Source organism: Ralstonia sp. OTU4908 (assembly GCF_038440115.1).
GTDB lineage: Bacteria > Pseudomonadota > Gammaproteobacteria > Burkholderiales > Burkholderiaceae > Ralstonia > Ralstonia pickettii.
This window is the reverse complement of sequence record NZ_JASATD010000007.1, coordinates 21,166-42,795: the sequence shown is the minus strand read 5'-3', so window position 1 is coordinate 42,795 and position 21,630 is coordinate 21,166. Positions and strand designations below refer to the sequence as shown.

The following is a 21,630-nucleotide window of genomic DNA, read 5'->3' as shown; positions in this document are numbered from 1 at the left end:
CACGCTGGCGAACGCCACGCCTCACGCCACGGTTAGGAAAAATCTCGGTCTACGTGGCCTGTATCGATGAGAATGTTTTGAGAAAACAGTCAGGTATCAATGATCGAAGATCGTCGAGCACTTTCTCAATAATGGCTCTCTTCAGATCACCTTCACGATGGAAGCGATTTAGATCACCAAAAACCGTCTTCAATAAACCTTCCAAATCATGACCTTGCATGGCTGTGTACCATCGCGGAACTTGAATTGATTTCCCGCCGACGTAGCGACACTCCATACTATCGGCTGCTGTTTCGGCCGATAGTTTTTGTTGTACTTTGCCTACGACAAAATTGGCTATGCCCTGCAACTTGCTGTCATCGAACCGGGCAAAATCCAAATGCGTTTCTTCTTCGGTGAGGTTCAGATCATCTCTCGATACAAATCGCTCTCTGAAAAGGAGTGCAGCCACTAAAATTGGATCGAGTATGTAATTTTCTATGCTATATCGTAATCCTTCGCCCAATACCTTAACTCTATCGGTGCTGGAATTTGTCGAATCCCAATCGATTATTCCAAAAACGGTTTTGTTCCCGGCGTCATGCAATTTATTCACAACATCGCGAACGTGGGCGCACCCACCATTTTTTGCGCCGCCGGCTGCAATGAATGCCAAGGAAATTTCAGGTTTTAGATGCGGTTTTAGTTTGTCGTATATTCCTTCGTAAAACTCAGCATCGTAATGACTTTCCGTAAATACCTGACGGCGATTCTCATAGTTCATACTCAGCGACGGTACGCCTTCCATCAAGATGGAGAGGGCGCTGTCCTTTGTTGTCTTTGCTAGACGACTGATTTCACCTTTTCGCATTGCATACAGCGATTCTTCGGGTGCTAATGCTACGGTTGAGGGCGAGTGCGTGGTGAGGATTACCTTGATTTTGTGCTGACCTATTAGCACGGTCTCGATTGTGCGCAGAAGCGATTGAGTCATCGACGGATGTAACGGCGCGTCAATTTCATCAAACAGCAGCACCTGTGGATATTCCACAATCTGCCTATTGTCTTTCGCGTAATATAAGCATAGGGCGAAGGACATCAGGATTTTTTCGCCTGAAGATAGGTCATTGAACTTAACCCGAACGCCAGTGATTTGGTCAATGAGATTGGGTTCATATGGCCGATCATCAAATTTGTCCGGTGCGTTAATTCTGAAATTAAGCTTTGCAATTTCAAGAATGTTGTTAACAAAATCCCATGGGGCAACTCCATATCGCGTCAAAAATTCCTGTTCGCTTAGCACGCGATGGCTTTCGCCTTCCGAATTTAGGAATTTCTTGAATTTATTTCTTGTTTTATTCTCTTGGTATTCTGCAAATAGTCGCGCGAATGACTGCTGGAACATATCTACTGGTTGCCATGTTGGAGGAAAGTTTTCATAAAAATCTTCCTCTTCAAATGCCGCCAATCGAAGTGGGGTCGAGGCCCGAATTCCAGACAAAAGTCGTGACCGATTTTGTGGGTCGTGTTGCGTGAATTGTTGGGTTAGAGTCTGATCTACGTTGTTTGCTAGATTTTGAATCTGCTGGATTATTGTCGCTGATTCGGATTCCGTAAATCCTTCTGCGTTTAATTTTTCTGGCGTGAGTAAGGTTAGTTGCTTCGCGGTAAATTTGGACAGCACGGGATATTGACCGCAAATCTGCTGTATCTGTTGCAGTAGGGGTGTGGCAATGGACGAAAATTGAGTCCACAGTTGTGACCGTTCCTGCTTTGCTTGGAATCCGGCAAATGATCCGCTGTCGTTGGGGACCATGTTGGACCAGTCGAATCGACGGATATTCCTTGTGTGGGGATTGTGCGGAATTTCTTCGATGCGAAGAAACCCGGATTCAAGCGCCTGTAGGAAATGGCTTTTTCCAGCGCCGTTCACTCCCGTCAATACGACAAAATCTGGCAGATCGATGGTGGGGAAGGATTTTATGGATTTATGCGGAGAGCCGAAAGTTATTCTCATTTTGATCGAATGGCGTGAAGCACCCTCTCCACCGGATAAGCGGTGTAGGCGCGTGCTGTTGTAAGGGTTAATGTCGCAACAAGATTCTACATATTCTTGCTGTTGCTTTTTTGCGACGCGTGAGCGCCCAGTGGCGATCCAGTTCTCACTGGGTATAGGTCAGGCGAACCGGTTTGGTATTGGTTCGATATGTGGCTTGACACAACCCAAATCGAACCTATATTATGCGAACCATCCTAATCAAACTGAAAGGGGGTGGTTCATGTTCGTCCGTGCCTACCTTCGCGCTTCCACCAAAGAACAAGATGCCAGTCGGGCTAAGAATGAACTGATCGAGTTCGCGAAGGAACGCGGACTTCAGATCGCAGCCTTCTACGTCGAGAACGAATCGGGAGCATCGCTTCAACGTCCTGAACTGTTTCGGTTGCTGGCGGACTGCCACGAAGGCGACCGGGTCCTCATTGAACAGGTGGACCGCCTCTCGCGACTCAATGCGGATGATTGGGCCAAACTGAAGTTCGAACTCCAATCACGGCGCATACGGGTCGTGGCGCTCGATCTGCCGACTTCATGGATGCTGACGACCGACACCGACGACATCACCGGTCGGATGATGGATGCGCTGAACGCCATGATGCTGGACATGCTGGCCGCCATCGCACGGAAAGACTATGACGACCGGCGTCGCCGTCAGGCGCAGGGGATCGAGAAACTGAAAGCTGAAGGTGGCTATAAGGGCCGCAAACCTGATGTTCAGCGGAACGCCGCCATCATGCAGATGCTGCAACGTGGTGATAGCTGGAACACGATTGTGGCCGCCACGGGATGCTCCCGGTCCACGTTGTCGCGGTTGGCACGGCAGGTCAAAGAAGATGCTGCCGTCGAGGCCGCTTCATAACCCTGCGTCGTCCGCAACTACCCGGACAGTTCATCTACAACGGCAATGACCTTGGCGCGTTGCTTTTTGTTCAGGCGATGAAACTTCAGAAGCAGTTCCGCTTCGTCGTCGTCGCTTGAATGAAGGTACGCAGCAGGTACGCCCAACACGGCGGCGATCCGTTCGACAAGCGGTGCGTCGGGTACGCGCTTCCCTTGTTCATAACGGTTCATCCGTGTGCTGGCCGACATCGGGTCAAGTCCAGCTTCGATGCCAAGACGTTCCTGAGATAGTCCGGTTCGTAGGCGTGCGGCTTTGAGCCGTTGGGCAAATACCGACATGCTTGCCTTCAAGTGACTGAAGACGAAGATCGTCGGGTTTTGGCTCGTCTCGAATGCTACCGATTTGGTAGTATGGCGGGCGCATCAATCCAGAAGAACACGCAACATGGGAAGGGACCAATATGCAGAACAACCAAAATCAACCGATCTGGAATCCATCAACTGTCGCCAGTCTTAGCTTCGTACTCACACCTGCGTTCGGCAGCCTCATGCAGTCGATGAACTGGCGTTCTCTCGGTCAGCCAGAACGGGCCTCAGCTTCGAAGGCATGGTTCTACGTCAGCCTGTTCGTTCTGGCAGCGGTGGCCGTTGCGGTCTGCTTTGAGGCCAAGACTGGTGGTGACACTGACGCCGGTCGTGGATTCGCCAACATCGGTGGACTGATCTACTTCTTCATCTGGTACCTGTTTTCGGGGCGCAAGCAGATCGGCTATGTGAAGGACAGCTTTGGGAAGACCTATGAGAAGAAGTCGTTGGTGAGGCCGGTACTAGCGGCCCTCGGTGTAGCGGTCCTGTACGTCGTCGCCGTCTTCGGGCTTCTGGTTGCCACACAAGGGGCCAGTGATGCAGCCGACAGGGCTGGCGGTCAGGCTTCAACTGGCGGGCCGTTGTCGGGTGTCGCAGCCTTGTTCGGTGGCAACAAGCTGGACTGCGCGTCGCCGGACGTGAAGAAAACGATCATCGACACCTATGCCGAACAGTTGGCGGGGGCAGACATCCCCGATCTGACGATGGCGATTGAGCGCAAGCGGATCAATTTCCGGGTCGAGATGATCACCGAAACGGGCCGCAACACGGCATCGAAGTTCGTGAAGTGCAAAGGCAAACTTGTCATCACCTTCCCGGATGCGGATTTGGCGAAGGCGAGGGCGGTGCTCGGTGATGGCACGCTGATGGGCGAGGCTATCCGCAAAACAGGACAGGTGTTCAATGAAGAGATCAGCTACAAGGTTTCGACCCCAGCGGACAAAGAGGAAAGGAAGACCGGGCCGATTGTTGAAATCGTCTTCGTGAACGCCGAAGAGGCATCCACCAACTTCCGTATGTATGGCATGGCGTATGGTGCCTTGGCATACACCGTCGCCGATGTGTCCGCGTCGAAACGGAATGGCGTGAAGTGGGATAAGGCGTACAAGGATGCCGTTGCGCAGGAGTGCGGCAAGCAGTCGGACGTTGGCCTGTGCCGGTGCAGGCTGACACAGTTTGAGCAGGTCTGGGGCCAAGACGACTTTCAGCGCATCAGCTACATCGTGCAAACCAAGTCCTTGGACCCGGCGAAGTACCCCAACTTCATCGCGTTGTCGGATGCCTTGACCAAGCAGTGCCCTCTGCCGCAAGGCATCGCCAGTGTTCTTGTGCCGTCTGGGCAAGCTGTACCGACGTCGGTTGAGGAACCTGTGAAACCCGTGGTCCAAGCTGAAGCAGCGCCGGTACCTGTGACACAGGCTGCGCAACCCGTACAGGCTGCCATCGTCGCGTCCTTTGACTGCTCACGGGCCGAATCGAAGATCGAACGTTTGACGTGTTCCACGCCTGCGACCGGTGAAGCAGATCGTCGCCTCGCGTCATCGTACCGCGCTGCACTGGCGAAATCGACCGATCCCGCAGCACTGAAGCAGCAGCAACGCGATTGGTTGAAGGAACGGAACGTTTGTGATGACGCGGCCTGTCTTCTGAAGACGACGGAAGCCCGCATCCAAGCCCTGTCCGCGATGTAAGGCACCAACCCAAGATCAATACCAACCGCCGTCATCGGCGGTTTTTCATCATTCGACTACTGAAAACGGGGAACCCTATGATCATTCGCCATTTGATTTTGGCCGCGCTTGTCGTGTCGCCGCTGGCACATGCCACCTCATTCGACTGTAAGAAGGCATTGACCTTCGTGGAAAAGACCATCTGTGCCAGTCCGTTGCTTGGCAAGCTGGACGACGCACTGAAGGAGAACTATGACGCCATGCTGGCGACCGATTTAGGTGATGGCGGTGCGTCGTTGAAGAAGGAACAGCGCGCATGGATCGGTCAGCGCAACAAGTGCACCACTGAGCAATGTCTGGTCGATCTGTACCGGAAGCGCGTGGATGATGTGTGCGAAGCGCCAGTGGTCACTGGTATGCATGCATCCTGCGTCCAGTCCGCCGACATCAAGGCAGGTCCGGCGACGCCAGCAGCCCAAGGCGGTTCACAACCGGTCACCGTCCAGGCCAAGGACAATCCGGTCATCGAATCTTGGATGAAGTCCTGCACGCCATTTGCCGCACCGGCAGACCTCGACGGTCAGATTCGTGCGGGCAACGTGGCCTTCCGCGGCATCAAGGTGGCTGCCGTGGATACGGCTGATGGTGGTGCTTCCAGCGTGGTGTCTGTGCGTCTGGATGTCCCGGTTGCCGACTTCAAGGCGAAGAACCCCGATTTGGCGAAGACCATCAAGTTTCCGAAGAACAAGACCTGTCCGGCTGGCATTCAACGGTCACTGACAAGTGCCAAGGGCGCGACCATCGAGTGCAACTGCGTCACTGGCGGGGATTGATGATTGACGCCGGGACGGCGCTGGCGTGGATGTCGTCCCGGAGTGAGCACCTATGGCGCCAAGCTACGTGCGTGAGTTTCCACAGCAGAAATCAAGACCCGTGCTGGGTGCGGGTCTTGATGGAAAGGCACCCATAGGTCACTAGACGTGCACCTCATCTGAGCATATGGTGCGTGCAGGGACTGCTACCACAATAGCGGCCTATCCTGAGGGGGCTTAGGAGAACGCAGTGCAAACCACAGTGAAAGCGAAGAATGGAACAGTAGAAGTACGCACGGCGCGGCGAACCGACAACAGATGGGAAAGTGAATATCGCTTCATCCCTTGCACGGGGAAAACAACGGAGTGGAACCACGCCGGGGTGCCGGAAGGTTACGTTTCCTTGGGAATGGCGCTGAGTGCAGGGATTCTCCTTGGGCGCTTGATGGCAGAGGACCTCGCCTCTCATCGAGAACACGCAGTTTGACCATACCGATCACCGCGTCACACACAACAATCAAGGATGCCCGCCCGGCATCCTTTTTTGTCACGACTTGCCATACAAACCGGAGGGCCTATTGACGAAAATCTTCAACGAATCCGACATCACCATCGACAACCTTGCAGCCCACATCCGCGATAGCGGCTTGGTGCCGTACATGGTGGACGCGGACGGCATTCGGCTAAGGTCGCCGCAAGGCCTTGGATTCCGCATTGCCATCATCGAGAATCGCAAGTTCATCCAGTTGATGACCTATCTTCCCTTGCGGCGAGATGCGACCCTTGAAGACAGGCGGGAACTGGCACGGCGTCTCAACGAAGGCGTATTCCTACCGGTTTTCACCATCGACCAAGATGAAGACTTATCCGTCAGCTACTCACTCCCGTTCACCGGAGGTCTGGTAGCCGCAGCCTTCATGTCCGTGGTCAACCGGTTTGGGTCGTTGCTGGAATACGTTGTGCATGCCCACAACGACGACGCGCTGATTGATTTTGGTCGTCCGGCTGCCGTGCCTGCTAATGTGGACTCAGGGCCAGCCAGAGGCGTGCTGCTGAACTGACAGTCTGCTATCAACGCTGAAGCCGCCATTCAAGGCGGTTTTTGTATTATTGGGCCACTTGCTATCGATGCATCGATGGTCGTGCCAATGGAGAGCCAATGAATCGCCTGTTCGAGATTGGATTCGCCCCTGTTGGGTGTTGGCGACTACGGGATGGCAGTCTGCACTTTGAGCTTGCGGATGGTGGGTCCGAAATCAATCGAACTGACGGCAGTGCCATAACGTCCTTATGGCGGTCCACGCACGCGCAATCACTCCGCGAACTTGTGCAAGTAGAAAGGCGCGGCCCGGTCTTCAAGAATCGCATCCATCGCGCCTAATTTCTTCGGATTGGGCGTAAGCCATGCATCAATGTTCTCAGCCTTGATCGGCACGATGCATCGGTCATGTCCTGCTTCCATAATTTCCGGTGGCGGGTCGTCTGTGATGGCCGCAAACGAGAGCAGGTCCTTCTGTCCGGGTTCGGTCCAATGCGACCACAAGCAAGCAACCAGCAGTGTTTGTGGCGGGTCAGGCCGGAACTCCATCACCACGTTCGTTCCATCTTCACGAGCGACGTTCTCATAAAAGGCATCAACGAGAATCAGGCCATGAGTGTGGCCGTACTGTTCCTTCCAGAACCCACGCAGGTTATCTCGCCGTGCGTTGTACGTGCCCGGATACTTGGTGTCATAGAAGGCTGGCTTACCTGCGGGCCTGCATCCGTACCGCATTGGCTTGACCGTGCGCCGACCGTTCTCCATCACCATGACCGGTGCGTACCAGCCCGGATAGATGCGCGAATCACGCGGCTTCAGTTCGGTGTTCTTCAGGTCTTCTAGCTTGCCCTTTGCCGCTTCGATCTTGTTGGTTGCTATACGCACATCTTCGGCAGCCTTCTTGGTCGCCTTTATGGCGAGCGCCTGTTTGGCCTTGTCCAAGCGCTCCGTCTGCTTAGCCAGTTCTTGCAGAAGCTCGATTTCGTCAGCGGCCATTCGTGCTCGCAGCACCTCGGCAATCTTTCGTTCCTCGTCCGTCTCCGGTGATTCCAAAAACGGGGCCGTCATGGCCTTCGGGACGCGCATCTTGGGATTGCGGAAGTACTCCATGATCATCCGCGAGAAGTCATCCAGCGACATGATGGCGCCGTACTCCTTCACGAAGCGCCGGTAGTCGGCTTCAATACGGGCGGAGTAACACATGGTGGTCCCCGAAGTGGTGCGGCCATGATAGATCAGCGCCGTGCACGGGCGTTGCGTTTCATGATCACCAATTCTGCACTGGTCCATTCCAGCGGCGCCGGGGATGGGTGGCTGGTCAGTGCAATGCGAAGCGCTGTGAAGCGCCTGTCAAACGGCGGTTCGATGTCGGCGCATTCGCACCATTCAGCAACGTATCTGGCGTATTCAACGGTGCTTCGGAGATACCAAATCTCCCACATCAGGCGCCTCACGTCCTCACACTTGTTTCGTTCCCATATCGCACGAATCTCGTCCACCTTCAGCCTGCTTGGCGGAGAAGCTGTGCTCTTCGGCGGGTTGCACTGAATCCCAGGCCCATGCATCGGATAGCCAGTGCGACGATCTTCGCGTGTGCACTCCACCGGTTCCCATTGCTCGACTTTGAAATCGGGGTCCCTGTCAGGGTCGAAGAACTTTGCCGCCTGTTCGGCGCTCATGTGGTGCCGCGTCATTCTCCACTGACCGGTCCTGGCATCCAGATAGCGGTACTTGTGGACGATGTGGGTTGGCGGGGGCGTTTCCATGATGCGCAAATACTGTATGGATATACAGTATCCTGCGACCATCATCATGGGTCAACGGGTGACAATGGAGACGTGATCTGTGCGCCGCTTCGCGGCACTGAGTGCCAATGTCCAGACCTGTGGGTTCAGTGGTCGGCCACGAATTCAGCTACGCGTTCGCTGAATGCTTTAGGGTTGGCGCGAAACATGCCGTGACCAGCGTTTGCGATCACCGCATTGGTGACTTGCTTCAGGCATGGCCGCAGTCCTTCCTGCATGTAGCCATAGATCGGTGGGCTTCTGTCACCGGTGATGAGCAGAACCGGTGCAGTGATACGCGCTGCGTCATTGCAGTGAAAGGGCTGTCGGTCGTCATCCACCAGTGTTTTTGCCGTCCAAGCGTTCGAACGCCAGATGCCCTGTGAAGTTGCAGAGGCTGCGGCCCAAGCTCCCGGACCACCAACGGCATTGATCCACAACGCTGCACCGCCGTCCAAATCTCCCTTCTGAAAACGTTCCAGCATTGATTGGGATATTGCCGTTCGTTTCTCTTCAGCAGCCTGTACTTCCGGTCGATCCGGTAGCAACGTCACAAATGGCGCAGGGTCAGCCAAGATTACGCTACGCACAAGTTCAGGATGGGCTGACGCGGTCAGCAGCACCACAGCCCCGCCGCGTGAGTGCCCAAGCAAGTGCACCGGGCCGATGCCGAGTGCCCGAATGAAAGCTGCAAGATCAGCGGCGTGTTGTGCGATTGCAGCGTCATTGCCTTGACCATTCCAAGGTTCCGGGTAGGCGTGCCTCAGACTGACCGAAATGGTTCGGAAATGGCTCGATAGCATGGGCATCACCGGCTCCCAATTGCGATAGTCGCCGAGGGTCCCATGCACCAAGACTAAAGGCGCACCCTGTCCCCGCTCCACGTAAGCCATCGCATAGCCGTTCGTCGTCAGTACCTTTACGTCGGAAGGGAGTTCCCAACTGCGGGGTGCCACGCTTGTACATCCAGCGAAGGCGACCGACACAAGCGCCATACCGACAAGCCGCCCATACAGGTGGACAAGCTTTTGTGGAGCAACGCCAGCGACCAACCCGAGAGAGGCCGAGAACGCGGTGGCAAGTATGCGCAGGAACGTCTTCACGGGTTTTCTCCCTTGTTACTCTTGGAGAAGGTGCTGTGCCAACTGACAACCAAGGGTTTCCGCTCGCGTGTTGACGTGGTCGCATAACCTATTGGCCCAGTGTAGGTAGGGCATGGCTGCGCCGCCAGACAGTGAACTGGGTTGGATCAGGAAGATGCACTGACGAATGATAGGGCGTGTCCGGCGATGATCTTTCAGGATCGTGGGACACGTGCCAAGGGTAAAATCCGAGCACACTTTGAGCACACTTCCTCGTGCTCACTCGTTCAACCGTCGCAGTGACGCTCAAACTAAGTGCTTGATCCATAAGGATTATTGGCCTGCCCAGAGGGATTCGAACCCCCGACCGTCGGCTTAGAAGGCCGATGCTCTATCCAACTGAGCTATGGGCAGAAATGCAGAGGTGCAGGCTGCCCAGGCATACCAAAAACGCGCGGCCTCCGGTTGCCTGGGAGGCCGCGATTCTAACAGATGGGATGTTGCGTCGCGCTAATGCTGGGGCGGGATTTCCGGCGGTAGCTCGCCGGGGGGCAGTTCGATTGGGGACGTTTGGGGTTCGGGGTCGTGCACTGGGTCATGCGCCGGTTCGTCGGGGGGCGGCATTTCCGGCGGCGGGTGCGGTGGCTGTTCGGCCGGTTGCGGCGGCGTGATGTGGGCGCGCTTGGTCAGATCAGGCGAAGCTGGCATGGGCTGCCTCCGTATGTGAGTCGAATTCCGGGTTTGCCCTGACCTGTTCCGCAAGCGTCGTTCCTGCGCATCATCCGAAAGGACACATACCCAAAATGCGTACCCCCCAATTGGGGGGATTTTTGATACATTTCGTGGCGTCGGGTAGTGCCACACAACAATAACGTTTCATTCGAAATTCCGCGCAATGACGCGGAACGCCGTGCCTATGCACGCCAAACGGGCGTGTCGAAGCCTTTTGGGTTCCGACTAGACGGGAAATCAGGGAGTCTTGTTTGGGCAGCCATGGAGCGATCCATGGGTCTGCTGTGTTTCGCTGTGGCTGCAGGGAGCCGGGCGAGGCGCTAGCCATGGGGCAGGGAGGAAACAACAATGAGCATGCGTCATCCACGACGCCCGGCAGGGTCGTCGCGCACCACATACATTCGTAGCGCCCAGAGCGGGCGTATCGGCGATCGTTCCAACGCCAACGAGCATCGTCTGCCGCCCAGCGGCGTACCGCGCATGCTGCTGTGGCTGCTGGCCGCCACGGTCCTCTTCGCGGTGGCGAACTACACGTTCAAGCTATTCGGCTGAAGCAAGGCCGGATCGCCCTACAACACCTTCCCCGGATTCATCAGGCCGCGCGGGTCCAGCGCCTGCTTGATCGCGCGCATGGCCGCCATTTCAACGGGGCTCTTGTAGCGCGCGTTGTCGTCGCGCTTGAGCTGGCCGATGCCGTGTTCGGCTGAGATGGAGCCGCCGTGCGCATGCACGCTGTCGTGCACGATGCGGTTGATGCCGTCCTGGTTGGCCAGGAAAGCATCGTGCGCATGGCCTTCCGGCGGCGACACGTTGTAGTGCAGGTTGCCGTCGCCAAGATGGCCGAACGTCACCATGCGGATGTCGGGGTAGGCCGTGGCCAGGGCGCAGTCGGTCACGTCGATGAAGTCTGCAATGCGCGAGATTGGCACGCCAATATCGTGCTTGATGTTCTTGCCTTCATCGGCCTGCGCCAGCGGAATGTGTTCGCGCAGGCTCCAGAAATCGCGCGACTGGGCCACCGACTCGGCCACTGCCGCATCGTCGATCACGCCGCGTGCGAGCGCGTCTTCCATCAGCGATTCAAACAGCGTGCGCGCGTGCTCTTCGCTCTCCAGGTCGGACAATTCCAACAGCACGTATTGCGGATACGCCTGCGTGAACGGCACGCGCAACTGCGGGTAATGCTTGCGCACCAGTTCCAGGCAAAACGCCGACATCAGCTCGAAGCCGGTCAGCAACGTGCCTGCATGGCCCTGCGCCAGCGATAGAAACGCCAACGCCTGCCGCGGCGATTGCAGCGCCGCCAGCGACGTCACCTTGGCGCGAGGCTGCGGAAACAGTTTCAGCATCGCCCCGGTGATGATGCCGAGCGTGCCTTCCGCGCCGATCAGCAGGTCACGCAGGTCGTAGCCGGTGTTGTCCTTGCGAAGGCCGCGCAGGCCGTTCCACAGTTCGCCGTTGGGCAGCACCGCTTCGATGCCGAGGCACAATTCGCGCGCGTTGCCGTAGCGCAGGACCGCGGTGCCGCCAGCATTGGTCGCAAGATTGCCGCCGATTGTGCAACTGCCTTCTGCAGCCAGACTCAGCGGGAAGAGGCGGTCGGCATCCGCGGCGGCCTGCTGCACGTTGGCCAGGATGCAGCCGGCATCTACGGTGATGGTGTTGTTGATCGGGTCGACGGCGCGCACGCGCTGCATGCGCTGCAACGAGATCACCACCGCGTCGCCTTTCATGTCGGGCGTGGCGCCGCCGCACAGGCCGGTGTTGCCGCCTTGCGGGACGATGGGCACGCCGTGTTCGCCGCACACGCGCACGAGCGCCGCCACCTCGTCTGCGCTCCCCGGGCGCAACACTGCGCGTGCGCGCCCCGAAAAGCGCTTGCGCCAGTCCGTAAGATAAGGCGCCTGGTCTTCAGGTGCAGTCAGGACATGCGTGGCACCGATCGCATCAACGCAGGCTTGCAGGAAGGCATCGTGAGTCATGGCGGGTCAGGTGCTTTGGCTGGCGCGGGCTTTGGCTGCACGCTTGAACGGGCGCAGATAGAAGATGGTTGCCGTGAAGAACACCACGCTGAGGGCCACCTCGCCCCACGCCAGCGAGCGCGAAAGCCCAACGTCCGATGTTGCCCGCACGATGCCTTCGGTAAAGAACAGCAGGATGAACATCGACGCCCATTGCATCGTGTAGCGGTTCTTGCGCAGCACGCCAGGCAGCGGCCATGCCAGCAGCAGCGCCTTGAGCACCAGCCACGAGCCGCCCGGGCGCACGGGCGCGAGCCACAGCTCCCATGCGGCACACAGGACGATCAATGCGATGAGGCTGCCTGCACTCAGCAGAGCCAGCGTTCGGGATTCGGTGACGGCGTTGTCGGTGGGGTTCATGCGGCGAGCTTCAGCGCAGTCTGTGCCAGCCGCCGGCCCATGGCGGTGGCGAGCGTGCGTTCATGGGCGGTCAGCGGTGCGGTATCGCCGCGGTGCGCCACGTGCGACGGCCCGTATGGCGTGCCACCCGCCTCGGTGGAAAGCAGTTCGCTGTGCTGATACGGCAGGCCGAGCACGACCATGCCATGGTGCAGCAGCGGCAGCATCATCGAGAGCAGGGTAGTTTCCTGCCCGCCATGCATGCTGCCCGTGGAGGTGAACACGCAGGCCGGCTTGCCGGCCAGGGCGCCCGCCAGCCATTGCGGCGTGGTGCCATCCAGGAAGTACTTGAGTGGCGCAGCCATGTTGCCAAAGCGCGTGGGGGAGCCCAAAGCCAGGCCCACGCATTCCTCCAGGTCGCTGATTTCCACATACGGTGGGCCGCTGTCGGGCACGTCGGGCTGCGTGGCTTCACAGACGGTGGAGACGGCAGGCACCGTGCGCACACGTGCCTGAGCGCCGTCGATGCTTTCAATGCCTTGCGCGATGGCTTCGGCCAACGCGCGCGTGCTGCCGTGACGGCTGTAGTACAGGACCAGGATATCTTTCATAACAAAGCGTGGAGAGCGTCGCGGTATTATAGTTGCGCCCCCCAACCCCGCCTCCCGCCTCATTTTTCATGCTTTTTCACACCCGTGCGCTTCGCAAATGGAATGCCGCCAAGCTGCGTGCGCTGGCGCGTTATGCCTTGCGCCGTGCCGGTGAAGACCACCTGCCGCAAGTGGCTGGTAGTCTGACCTTCACGACGGTGCTGTCGCTGGTTCCGATTCTGACGGTGGCGTTTGCGCTGTTCACGGCCTTCCCGATGTTCAAGAGCTTCCGGGCGGACATCGAAGGCTACATGTTCAGCAACCTCGTGCCCGGCAGCATCAGTCGGCCGATCCTGACGTATCTCAACCAGTTTTCCAGCAACGCCAAGGGGCTGACGGCAGCGGGCCTGATCGGCCTGGTCGTGACGTCGGTAATGACATTGCTCACCGTCGAGAACGCATTGAACGCCATCTGGCGCGTGCGTCATCGTCGGCCGCTGGCGCAGCGCGTTCTGGTGTTCTGGGCACTGATGACATTCGCGCCCGTGCTGATTGGCGCAAGCCTGTCGGTCAGTTCGTATCTCGTGTCGATTTCGGCGGGCTATGTGCACAAGCTGCCGTTTGGTCTGGGCGTGATCGTCAGCCTAGTCCCGATCCTGCTGTCGGCGATTGCATTTGCGATGCTCTACGTATTCGTGCCGAATACCAACGTGGAACGGCGCGATGCGTTCATTGCCGGCCTGATTGCCGCCGGGGCATTTGAAATCGCCAAACGCGTCTTTGGCGCTTACGTCGCGCATATCCCGACCTACACGGCCGTCTACGGCGCGTTTGCCACGCTGCCGATCTTCCTCACGTGGATCTATGTGAGCTGGCTGGTGACGCTGCTCGGTGCGACCATCGCCTCGACGCTGCCGATCATCCGGCAGGGCTACTGGCAGCGGCGCACATTTCCGGGCAGCGAGTTCTTTGATGCGCTGGGTGTTCTGTTGCTGCTGTATCGCGCGCGAGAACAGGCGCCGCGTACGGTTGCCGAGCGCGATATTGGCCGGCGCCTGCAGTTGGAAGCCGATTATCTGGTTGACCTGCTGACGAAGCTTAAAGCGCTGCACCTCATCGGCAAACTGCAGCAGGATCGCGGGGAGGCCCACTGGGCGCTGCTATGCGATGCGCACACGACCACCTTGCGGCCGCTCTATGAAAAGCTCGTGCTGAATCTGCCACGTTTGCCGCGCACCGCGCTGGCTCGCCATTTGGGAGACACGCACGCGCTGGTCAGCCAATTGCAGAATCCGGCGCTCGACGCCACGTTGGAGAGCATTTTCGCGACGGGTGAACGCGGCGTGGTGGCGGCCACGCAGGCCGCTGCGGCACCGGCGCCGGCTTCTGCGATGCCCGCAGCTGCCAACGCCAGCGTCTGACGTCTCAGAACGGGATCTTGCCCGTCCAGATGTCGCGGTACATCACCCAATCACCCATCAAGCTGTAGAAGGGGTGGCGGAAGGTGGCGGGCCGGTTCTTCTCGAACCCGAAGTGTCCGACCCACGCGAACGCGTAACCGCTCACGGCCGCCCCCAGCAACCACCACAGGTTGCCCGTGAACACCAGGAGGATCAGGCACACCAGCGCCACCGTCGAGCCGGCAAAGTGAAGGCGCCGGCAGGTGCGATCCTGGTGCTCGCTCAGGTAGTACGGATAGAACTCGGCGAAGCTGCCGAAGCTGCGGGTGTCGGTGGTGCCCATGATGCGTCTCCAGGGGGCGACTTATGCGGCGACTGCGTCTCGTTCACGCGCAAAGGCGATCAGCGCGTCGAGTGTGCCGTCAGGGCATTCTCCCATGATCGCGTGCCCGCCTGGCAGCCCCACGACACGGCTGCCGGCCAATCCGGCTGCCACGTGACGTCCAGCTTTCGCTGGCGTCATCTGGTCTTTTTCGCCCACGATGACGAGTGATGGGCACTTCACGGACGCCATCGCTTCGGCGCCGCGTGCATAGGCGTTGCAGGCCGCAAAATCCATGTGAAACACGGGCGCCTCGGTACCGCGCGCCACCCGTTCCATCAGCCGCTGACTGCCGCCATGCATCCAGAAACCCGGCCCGGGCGACGAGGGCTTGTTGGCGAGGCTCGAATGCGACCACGTATTCACCATTTCAATGGCGCCCGCCGTGTTGTTGAGCGCGGCATCCAGCAATGCATCCGACACCTTCATCGGCCAAGCCGTTGCCACCAGCGCGATGCGGCGTACGCGATCTGCGTACCGTGCCGCGCACTCGAGCGCGATCAGCGAACCCATGCTGTGGCCGACCACAATCACCGGCTGCGTGACGCCGGCCGCGTGCACCAGCGCCATCACCCAGTCAGCCATGGCTTCCACGGTCTCAAGCGGTGCGCCGCCGCTGCGGCCGTGCCCAGGCAGGTCCACCGCCAGCACACTGAAACCGTGGTGCGCAAACCAGCGCGTCTGCAGGCCCCAGACGGAATGATCGTTCTGCGCGCCATGCACAAATACGACGCACGGCAGTTCTGCGTTGAACGGCTTGCCGCCGGTGTAGGCGTAGGCGCGCTCGCCCTGTACGGTCCATTCCATCAGCGGGCTCCCGTTGCGTTGGCGTCCGCTTTGCCGGGCGCGGCGGACATCGCGCGCTCTGCGGCTTTCAGGCCGCGCTTGAGATCGTCGATCAGGTCGTCTGCGTCTTCCAGCCCGATGGACAGGCGGATCGTGCCTTCGCTGATGCCGGCCGCGGCCAGCGCGTCGGCGTCCATACGGAAGTGCGTCGTCGATGCGGGGTGGATGACCAGCGAGCGCGCATCGCCCACGTTGGCAAGGTGCGAGAACAGGCCGAGCGATTCGATGAACTGCTGGCCGGCACGCCGGTCGCCGCGCAGATCAAAACTGAACACTGCACCGCAGCCCCGCGGCAGCAGGCGCTTGGCTAGCGCGTGATCGGGGTGCGATTCCAGCTCCGGGTAGGCGACCGATGCCACCATCGGATGACTTGCCAGGAAGGCGACGATGCGGCGGGCGTTGTCCACATGTCGGGCCATGCGTAGCGGCAGGGTCTCGATGCCTTGCAGCAGTTGCCACGCGGCCATCGGGTTCATGCACGCACCGAAGTCGCGCAGGCCTTCGCGGCGCGCGCGCAGCAGGAACGGTGCGACGGTGCTTTCCTCTGCAAACACCATGTCGTGGAAGCCAGCGTACGGCTCGGTCAGTTCGGGGTGCTTACCGGCGGCGACGTAGTCGAATGTGCCCCCGTCGACAAGCACGCCGCCGATGGTCGTGCCATGCCCGCCCAGGAACTTGGTGGCCGAGTGATAGACGAGATCTGCGCCATGCGCGAACGGCTGCAGCAGCCAAGGCGTGGTGAAGGTCGAGTCGACCAGCAGGGGCACGCCCGCATCATGCGCAATCGATGCAATGGTCGGGATGTCGAGCACGTCCAGCCCCGGGTTGCCGAGTGTCTCGCCAAACAGCAGCCGTGTGTTCGGGCGGATGGCAGCGCGCCAGCCATCAATGTCGCCGGGTTTGACGAAGGTTGTCTCGATACCGAAGCGGCGCAGCGTGTAGTGCAGCAAGTTGTGCGAGCCGCCATACAGCGCCGAAGACGCGACGATATGCGAGCCGGCGCCCATCAGCGTGACGATGGCCAGATGCAGCGCCGCCTGGCCCGAAGCCGTGGCGATGGCGCCTACGCCGTTTTCCAGCGCGGCCATGCGCTCCTCGAAAACGGCGACGGTCGGGTTGGAGATGCGCGAATACACGTGGCCCGCGCGTTCCATATTGAACAATGACGCCGCATGTTCGCTGTCGCGGAACACAAAGGACGTGCTCAGGTGAATCGGCGTGGCGCGCGCGCCGGTAGCCGGGTCGGGCGCGGCGCCGGCATGCAGGGCCAGCGTGTCGAAGCGGGCTTTGGACATGGATTCAAGCACCCGGAGAGGGCGCGGGAACAGGTTTGGACGGGGCATGCTAGCACTGCTCCCTGTTGCAGCGCATTCCGGGCAAACGCCGAGCGGGCGCCGTTTTTGACAGGTTTTTTCTGCGCTGCATGCTTGTCGAAGCGATCGGGTTTGGGCTAGGATCGAAACATAACCATAACCACAACCCGCGCGCGGTCGCTCCCCGGCAGACCGGCACCCCGAACTCTGGGAGACGCAATATGAAAGTCAGCGATATCCTCCACGTGAAGGGCAACACGCTCTACACCGTGGCACCTGAAACCAAGCTCCAGGTGGCCGTGCAGACGATGGCGGAAAAAGACATCGGCTCGCTCGTGGTCATGGAGTACGGCGAACTGGTCGGCATGCTGACCTTCCGGGAAATCATCAAGGTGGTCGCCAAAAACCACGGTTCCGTGGGCGACGGCACCACCATCCGTAAGGTGATGGACGATCATCCTGTCACGTGCACGCCTGAAACCGAAGTCAACGAAGTACGCCGTATCATGCTGGAGCACCATGTGCGCTACCTGCCGGTGCTCGACAGCCGCACGTTGATGGGCGTGATCTCGTTCTACGACGTCGCCAAAGCGGTGCTCGAAGACCAAAGTTTCGAAAACAAGATGCTCAAGGCGTACATTCGTGACTGGCCGGAAGAAAAGGCCAACGAAGACTGATCTACGCGATCTCTTCACCGCATTCCTGAAACCCGCCCGCCGTTGCGAGCGGGTTTTTTGTTGAACCAATAGCCTCCTGCCGATGAGCCAATCGAGCCAGTTTTCCCTGCTGAAGCAGCGTCGTTTTGCACCGTTCTTCTGGACCCAGTTCCTGGGCGCAATGAACGACAACGTTTTCAAGGTGGCGTTTTCCTCGTTGGTCACGTACCACGCTGCGCTGTTCGGCAATGCGGACCCGGCGTCCGCAGCGTTCCTGATTTCAGCGATCTTCATCGCGCCGTTTGTGCTGCTGTCTGCCACCAGCGGGCAGATTGCCGACCGCATGGACAAGGCGCGCCTGATCCGTCTGGTGAAGACATTGGAAATCGCCATCATGGTGATCGGCTGTGCAGGTTTCGCGCTGCGCCACGTTGAACTGCTGTACCTCTGCACGTTCTTGATGGGCGTGCACTCGACGCTGTTTGGGCCCGTGAAGTACGCATATCTGCCCCAGCATCTGCAATCAGCTGAATTGGTGGGCGGCAACGGGCTGGTGGAAATGGGCACCTTTGTCGCCATCCTGATCGGCACCATTGGCGGCGGCGAACTGGCCAATTACACCCGCAACGGCGAGCTGATCGGCCCGCTTTTTACTGGTATTGCGTGCATTGTCATTGCCGTGGCCGGGTGGCTGACCGCGCGCGGTGTGCCCGTCTCGCCGGCGTCGCAGCCGGACCTGCGCATCAATTGGAACCCGATCTCCGAGACCTGGCGCAACCTGAAGCTGGCGAGCAACCAGCGCGCGGTGTTTCTCAGCCTGCTGGGTATCTCGTGGCTCTGGTTCGTGGGCGCGACGTTCCTGACGTCGTTTTTTGCCTTCGCGCGCAACGTGCTCGGCGGCGACCAGAATGTCGTGACGCTGCTGCTGGCCGTGTTTTCGGTCGGCATCGGCTTGGGCTCGGTGCTGTGCGAAAAGCTCTCGGGCCGCACGGTGGAGATCGGCCTGGTGCCGTTTGGCTCGATCGGCATGACGGTCTTCGCGGTGGACCTGTACTTTGCTTCGCATGCCGAGGCATTGGTCGCGCACGACGTGCTGACGGGCATTTCCGGGTTCCTGCAGAACCATCGCCATTGGCGCGTGCTGGCCGATCTGTTCCTGCTGGCGATGTTCGGCGGCTTCTACAGCGTGCCCTTGTACGCGCTGATCCAGAGCCGCTGCGAACCGACGCATCGTGCGCGCATCATTGCCGCCAACAACATCCTCAACGCGCTGTTCATGATCGCTTCTGCCGTGCTGGCGATGGTGCTCACGCGTGCCGGGTTCACGATCCCGCAGTTGTTTCTGGTCACCGGCATCCTCAACGCCGTGGTGGCGATCTACATCTACACGCTGGTGCCGGAATTCCTGATCCGGTTCGTGATGTGGCTGCTGATCCATACCGTTTACCGCGTGAAGGTGGAGGGCTCGGAGCAGATTCCCGATGAAGGTCCGTGCCTGCTGGTCTGCAACCACGTGAGCTTTGTCGATGCCGTGGTGGTGGGCGCGTTCGTGCGCCGGCCCGTGCGTTTTGTGATGGACCACCGCATCTTCAAGGTGCCGCTGCTGTCGTGGTTCTTCCGCACGGTCAAGGCGATTCCGATTGCGCCGATGCATGAAGACCCGGAGATGCTCAAGCGCGCCTATGACACGATTGCCGCGGCACTGGCGGAAGGCGAGGTCGTCTGCATCTTCCCCGAAGGCAAGATCACTGCCACGGGCGAGATGAACCCGTTCAAGGACGGCATGCGCCGCATCACCGAACGCACGCCCGTACCGGTGGTGCCGATGGCGCTGCGCGGCCTTTGGGGCAGCTTTTTCTCCCGCAAGGGCGGGGCGGCAATGTCGCGCCCGTTCCGTCGCGGTTTCCTCAACAAGCTGGAGCTGTGCATCGGCACGCCTGTGCCGGCGCATGCCGTGTCGCCGGAAACGATGCAGGCCGCCGTGCTGGCGCTGCGCGGCGAGCGGCTCTAGCGCGTGGCCGGCCCCCGGACTTCGATACACTGCCGGTCGGCCCGCAATCGGCCTTCATGTATTTTTCTGACCTCCAACTCTCCCGTGACCTCCCATGAAACACGTTTCCCCGCTGCTGTGTGCTTCGTTGCTTGCCCTGGCTGCCGTTAGCGCGCAAGCCGCATCGCCGGCTTCCGAGACGCTGCCCTCCGGTGTGATCGTCCAGACGCTGACCAAGGGCACCGGCCCGTCGCCCAAGGCCAGCGACACGGTCAAGGTGCACTACCGCGGCACCCTGAGTGACGGCAAAGAATTCGACAGCTCCTACAAGCGCGGCCAGCCGATCTCCTTCCCGCTGAATCGCGTGATTCCCTGCTGGACCGAAGGCGTGCAGAAAATGCAGGTGGGCGGTAAGGCGAAGCTGACGTGCCCGGCGGCCAGCGCTTACGGCGAGCGCGGCGTTCCCGGCACCATTCCGCCCAATTCGACGCTGAACTTCGAGGTCGAACTGCTCGGTATCGGCGGCTGACCAAAGGGCCGATAGATCGGCCTTACAATAGCGTTTTCCTGATGTTTCGCGCCGCGGCAGTCGCGGCGCTTTCCTGAGCACGATCATGTCTGGCAATACCCTGGGCCTGCTGTTTTCCGTCACCACCTTCGGCGAGTCGCATGGCCCGGCCATCGGCGCTGTCATCGACGGCTGCCCGCCCGGCATGACGCTGTCTGCAGAAGACATCCAGCCCGATCTGGATCGGCGCAAGCCCGGCACCTCGCGCCACGTGACGCAGCGCAAGGAGGAAGACCTCGTCGAGATCCTCTCAGGCGTGTACGAAGGGAAAACCACGGGCACCCCGATCTGCCTGCTGATCCGCAATACCGACCAGCGCAGCAAGGATTACAGCAACATCGCCGAGACATTCCGTCCCGGCCATGCCGATTACACGTACTGGCACAAATACGGCATCCGCGACCCGCGTGGCGGCGGCCGTTCTTCCGCACGCCTGACTGCGCCGACGGTGGCCGCAGGTGCAGTCGCCAAGAAATGGCTGCGCGAGAAGTTCGGCATCGAAATCCACGGCTTCATGTCGCAACTGGGCGATATCCAGATCCCGTTCATGGACTGGAACGAAGTTCCGAACAACCCGTTCTTCGCGCCAAATGCAGAGATCGTTCCCGAACTGGAAACCTACATGGATGCACTGCGCAAAGACGGCGATTCCGTCGGCGCGCGCATTGAAGTGGTGGCCACGGGCGTGCCCGTCGGCTGGGGCGAGCCGCTGTTCGATCGCCTGGATGCAGACATTGCCCACGCCATGATGGGTCTGAACGCAGTCAAGGGCGTTGAGATCGGTGCAGGCTTCCACGCGGTCAGCCAGCGCGGCTCCGAGCATGGTGATGAGCTGACGCCTGAGGGCTTTGTCGGCAACAACGCCGGCGGCATCTTGGGCGGGATTTCCACGGGGCAGGACATCTCCGTGTCGCTGGCGATCAAGCCGACGTCGAGCATTCGCACGCCGCGTCGTTCGATCGACAAGGCGGGTGATCCGGCTGTGGTCGAAACGTTCGGCCGCCATGACCCGTGCGTTGGCATCCGTGCCACGCCGATCGCCGAGGCGCTGCTCGCGCTGGTGCTGATCGACCACGCGCTGCGCCATCGTGCGCAATGCGGCGACGTGTCGGTCGAGACGCCGGCCATCGCGGCAAAAGCGTCCTGAATTGATTCGCGCAGGCAA

General features: G+C 59.6%; 22 protein-coding genes and 1 tRNA gene. 10 read left to right on the top strand and 13 right to left on the bottom strand.

The window, feature by feature from the left end:
* Positions 1–49 precede the first annotated feature (49 nt).
* Positions 50–1,996 (bottom strand): ATP-dependent nuclease, encoded by a 1,947-nt coding sequence (locus tag AAHM38_RS08415; RefSeq protein WP_116576092.1) that lies wholly within the window; start codon positions 1,994–1,996, stop codon positions 50–52.
* Positions 1,997–2,258: 262 nt separating this feature from the next.
* Between AAHM38_RS08415 and AAHM38_RS08410 the strand changes: the two genes are divergently transcribed.
* Positions 2,259–2,894, top strand: a complete 636-nt coding sequence (locus AAHM38_RS08410) for a recombinase family protein (RefSeq protein WP_116576093.1) — start codon at positions 2,259–2,261, stop codon at positions 2,892–2,894.
* Between the two features lie 17 nt (positions 2,895–2,911).
* Here the strand turns inward: AAHM38_RS08410 and AAHM38_RS08405 are convergent, their stop codons facing one another.
* Complete coding sequence (locus AAHM38_RS08405) at positions 2,912–3,214, bottom strand: helix-turn-helix domain-containing protein (protein WP_116576116.1); 303 nt, start codon at positions 3,212–3,214, stop codon at positions 2,912–2,914.
* A gap of 122 nt (positions 3,215–3,336) precedes the next feature.
* Between AAHM38_RS08405 and AAHM38_RS08400 the strand changes: the two genes are divergently transcribed.
* The 3 genes from AAHM38_RS08400 (at position 3,337) to AAHM38_RS08390 (ending at position 6,784) form a co-directional block, all read left to right on the top strand.
* Positions 3,337–4,932 carry a lysozyme inhibitor LprI family protein gene (locus tag AAHM38_RS08400; RefSeq protein ID WP_207775325.1) on the top strand — a complete coding sequence of 532 codons (1,596 nt, stop codon included), beginning with the start codon at positions 3,337–3,339 and terminating at the stop codon, positions 4,930–4,932.
* 77 nt (positions 4,933–5,009) lie between these two features.
* Positions 5,010–5,744: a lysozyme inhibitor LprI family protein gene (locus tag AAHM38_RS08395; RefSeq protein WP_116576094.1), complete on the top strand. Its 735-nt coding sequence runs from the start codon at positions 5,010–5,012 to the stop codon at positions 5,742–5,744.
* A gap of 557 nt (positions 5,745–6,301) precedes the next feature.
* Positions 6,302–6,784: a YbjN domain-containing protein gene (locus tag AAHM38_RS08390; protein WP_165835790.1), complete on the top strand. Its 483-nt coding sequence runs from the start codon at positions 6,302–6,304 to the stop codon at positions 6,782–6,784.
* A gap of 251 nt (positions 6,785–7,035) precedes the next feature.
* Here AAHM38_RS08390 and AAHM38_RS08385 read toward each other — a convergent pair whose 3' ends face one another.
* The 5 genes from AAHM38_RS08385 to AAHM38_RS08365 all read right to left on the bottom strand — a co-directional run bounded on the left by AAHM38_RS08385 (position 7,036) and on the right by AAHM38_RS08365 (position 10,336).
* Positions 7,036–7,965 carry an SOS response-associated peptidase family protein gene (locus tag AAHM38_RS08385; RefSeq protein ID WP_116576097.1) on the bottom strand — a complete coding sequence of 310 codons (930 nt, stop codon included), beginning with the start codon at positions 7,963–7,965 and terminating at the stop codon, positions 7,036–7,038.
* 32 nt (positions 7,966–7,997) lie between these two features.
* Entirely contained in the window at positions 7,998–8,576 is a 579-nt protein-coding gene (locus AAHM38_RS08380) for a hypothetical protein (RefSeq protein WP_116576098.1), read from the bottom strand.
* Positions 8,577–8,653: 77 nt separating this feature from the next.
* Complete coding sequence (locus AAHM38_RS08375; RefSeq protein WP_310735567.1) at positions 8,654–9,649, bottom strand: alpha/beta fold hydrolase; 996 nt, start codon at positions 9,647–9,649, stop codon at positions 8,654–8,656.
* Between the two features lie 316 nt (positions 9,650–9,965).
* Positions 9,966–10,042 (bottom strand) — tRNA-Arg (locus tag AAHM38_RS08370).
* Positions 10,043–10,138: 96 nt separating this feature from the next.
* On the bottom strand, positions 10,139–10,336 hold the full coding sequence (locus AAHM38_RS08365) for a hypothetical protein (protein ID WP_009240862.1): 198 nt from the start codon (positions 10,334–10,336) through the stop codon (positions 10,139–10,141).
* Positions 10,337–10,708: 372 nt separating this feature from the next.
* Here AAHM38_RS08365 and AAHM38_RS08360 point away from each other — a divergent pair, with 372 nt between their 5' ends.
* On the top strand, positions 10,709–10,912 hold the full coding sequence (locus tag AAHM38_RS08360; protein ID WP_012762140.1) for a hypothetical protein: 204 nt from the start codon (positions 10,709–10,711) through the stop codon (positions 10,910–10,912).
* Between the two features lie 17 nt (positions 10,913–10,929).
* Here AAHM38_RS08360 and AAHM38_RS08355 read toward each other — a convergent pair whose 3' ends face one another.
* The 3 genes from AAHM38_RS08355 to wrbA are packed head-to-tail and all read right to left on the bottom strand — an operon-like array spanning position 10,930 to position 13,331.
* Positions 10,930–12,342 (bottom strand): FAD-binding oxidoreductase, encoded by a 1,413-nt coding sequence (locus AAHM38_RS08355; RefSeq protein WP_116576099.1) that lies wholly within the window; start codon positions 12,340–12,342, stop codon positions 10,930–10,932.
* A gap of 6 nt (positions 12,343–12,348) precedes the next feature.
* A complete protein-coding gene (locus AAHM38_RS08350; RefSeq protein WP_116576100.1) occupies positions 12,349–12,741 on the bottom strand; it encodes a DUF2069 domain-containing protein in 393 nt (130 codons plus the stop codon).
* Complete coding sequence (wrbA, locus tag AAHM38_RS08345) at positions 12,738–13,331, bottom strand: NAD(P)H:quinone oxidoreductase (RefSeq protein ID WP_009240858.1); 594 nt, start codon at positions 13,329–13,331, stop codon at positions 12,738–12,740. The genes AAHM38_RS08350 and wrbA overlap by 4 nt, the downstream gene beginning before the upstream one ends.
* A gap of 68 nt (positions 13,332–13,399) precedes the next feature.
* On the opposite strand from wrbA, the gene AAHM38_RS08340 reads away from it, so the two are divergent.
* Complete coding sequence (locus AAHM38_RS08340) at positions 13,400–14,731, top strand: YihY family inner membrane protein (RefSeq protein WP_116576101.1); 1,332 nt, start codon at positions 13,400–13,402, stop codon at positions 14,729–14,731.
* Positions 14,732–14,735: 4 nt separating this feature from the next.
* On the opposite strand, the gene AAHM38_RS08335 is transcribed toward AAHM38_RS08340, so the two are convergent.
* The 3 genes from AAHM38_RS08335 to AAHM38_RS08325 are packed head-to-tail and all read right to left on the bottom strand — an operon-like array spanning position 14,736 to position 17,233.
* Positions 14,736–15,053 carry an Mpo1-like protein gene (locus AAHM38_RS08335; RefSeq protein ID WP_116576102.1) on the bottom strand — a complete coding sequence of 106 codons (318 nt, stop codon included), beginning with the start codon at positions 15,051–15,053 and terminating at the stop codon, positions 14,736–14,738.
* A gap of 21 nt (positions 15,054–15,074) precedes the next feature.
* Positions 15,075–15,899 (bottom strand): alpha/beta fold hydrolase, encoded by an 825-nt coding sequence (locus tag AAHM38_RS08330; protein WP_116576103.1) that lies wholly within the window; start codon positions 15,897–15,899, stop codon positions 15,075–15,077.
* Positions 15,899–17,233 (bottom strand): O-acetylhomoserine aminocarboxypropyltransferase, encoded by a 1,335-nt coding sequence (locus tag AAHM38_RS08325; RefSeq protein ID WP_116576104.1) that lies wholly within the window; start codon positions 17,231–17,233, stop codon positions 15,899–15,901. Before AAHM38_RS08325 ends, AAHM38_RS08330 begins: the two co-directional genes overlap by 1 nt.
* 239 nt (positions 17,234–17,472) lie before the next feature.
* Here AAHM38_RS08325 and AAHM38_RS08320 point away from each other — a divergent pair, with 239 nt between their 5' ends.
* The 4 genes from AAHM38_RS08320 (at position 17,473) to aroC (ending at position 21,612) form a co-directional block, all read left to right on the top strand.
* On the top strand, positions 17,473–17,928 hold the full coding sequence (locus tag AAHM38_RS08320) for a CBS domain-containing protein (protein ID WP_009240853.1): 456 nt from the start codon (positions 17,473–17,475) through the stop codon (positions 17,926–17,928).
* Between the two features lie 82 nt (positions 17,929–18,010).
* Positions 18,011–19,918 carry an MFS transporter gene (locus tag AAHM38_RS08315; RefSeq protein ID WP_116576105.1) on the top strand — a complete coding sequence of 636 codons (1,908 nt, stop codon included), beginning with the start codon at positions 18,011–18,013 and terminating at the stop codon, positions 19,916–19,918.
* A 94-nt stretch (positions 19,919–20,012) separates the two neighbouring features.
* Positions 20,013–20,426, top strand: coding sequence for an FKBP-type peptidyl-prolyl cis-trans isomerase (locus tag AAHM38_RS08310; RefSeq protein ID WP_012762133.1), 414 nt, complete (start codon positions 20,013–20,015; stop codon positions 20,424–20,426).
* An 85-nt stretch (positions 20,427–20,511) separates the two neighbouring features.
* Entirely contained in the window at positions 20,512–21,612 is a 1,101-nt protein-coding gene (aroC, locus tag AAHM38_RS08305) for a chorismate synthase (protein WP_012762132.1), read from the top strand.
* Positions 21,613–21,630: the final 18 nt, after the last annotated feature.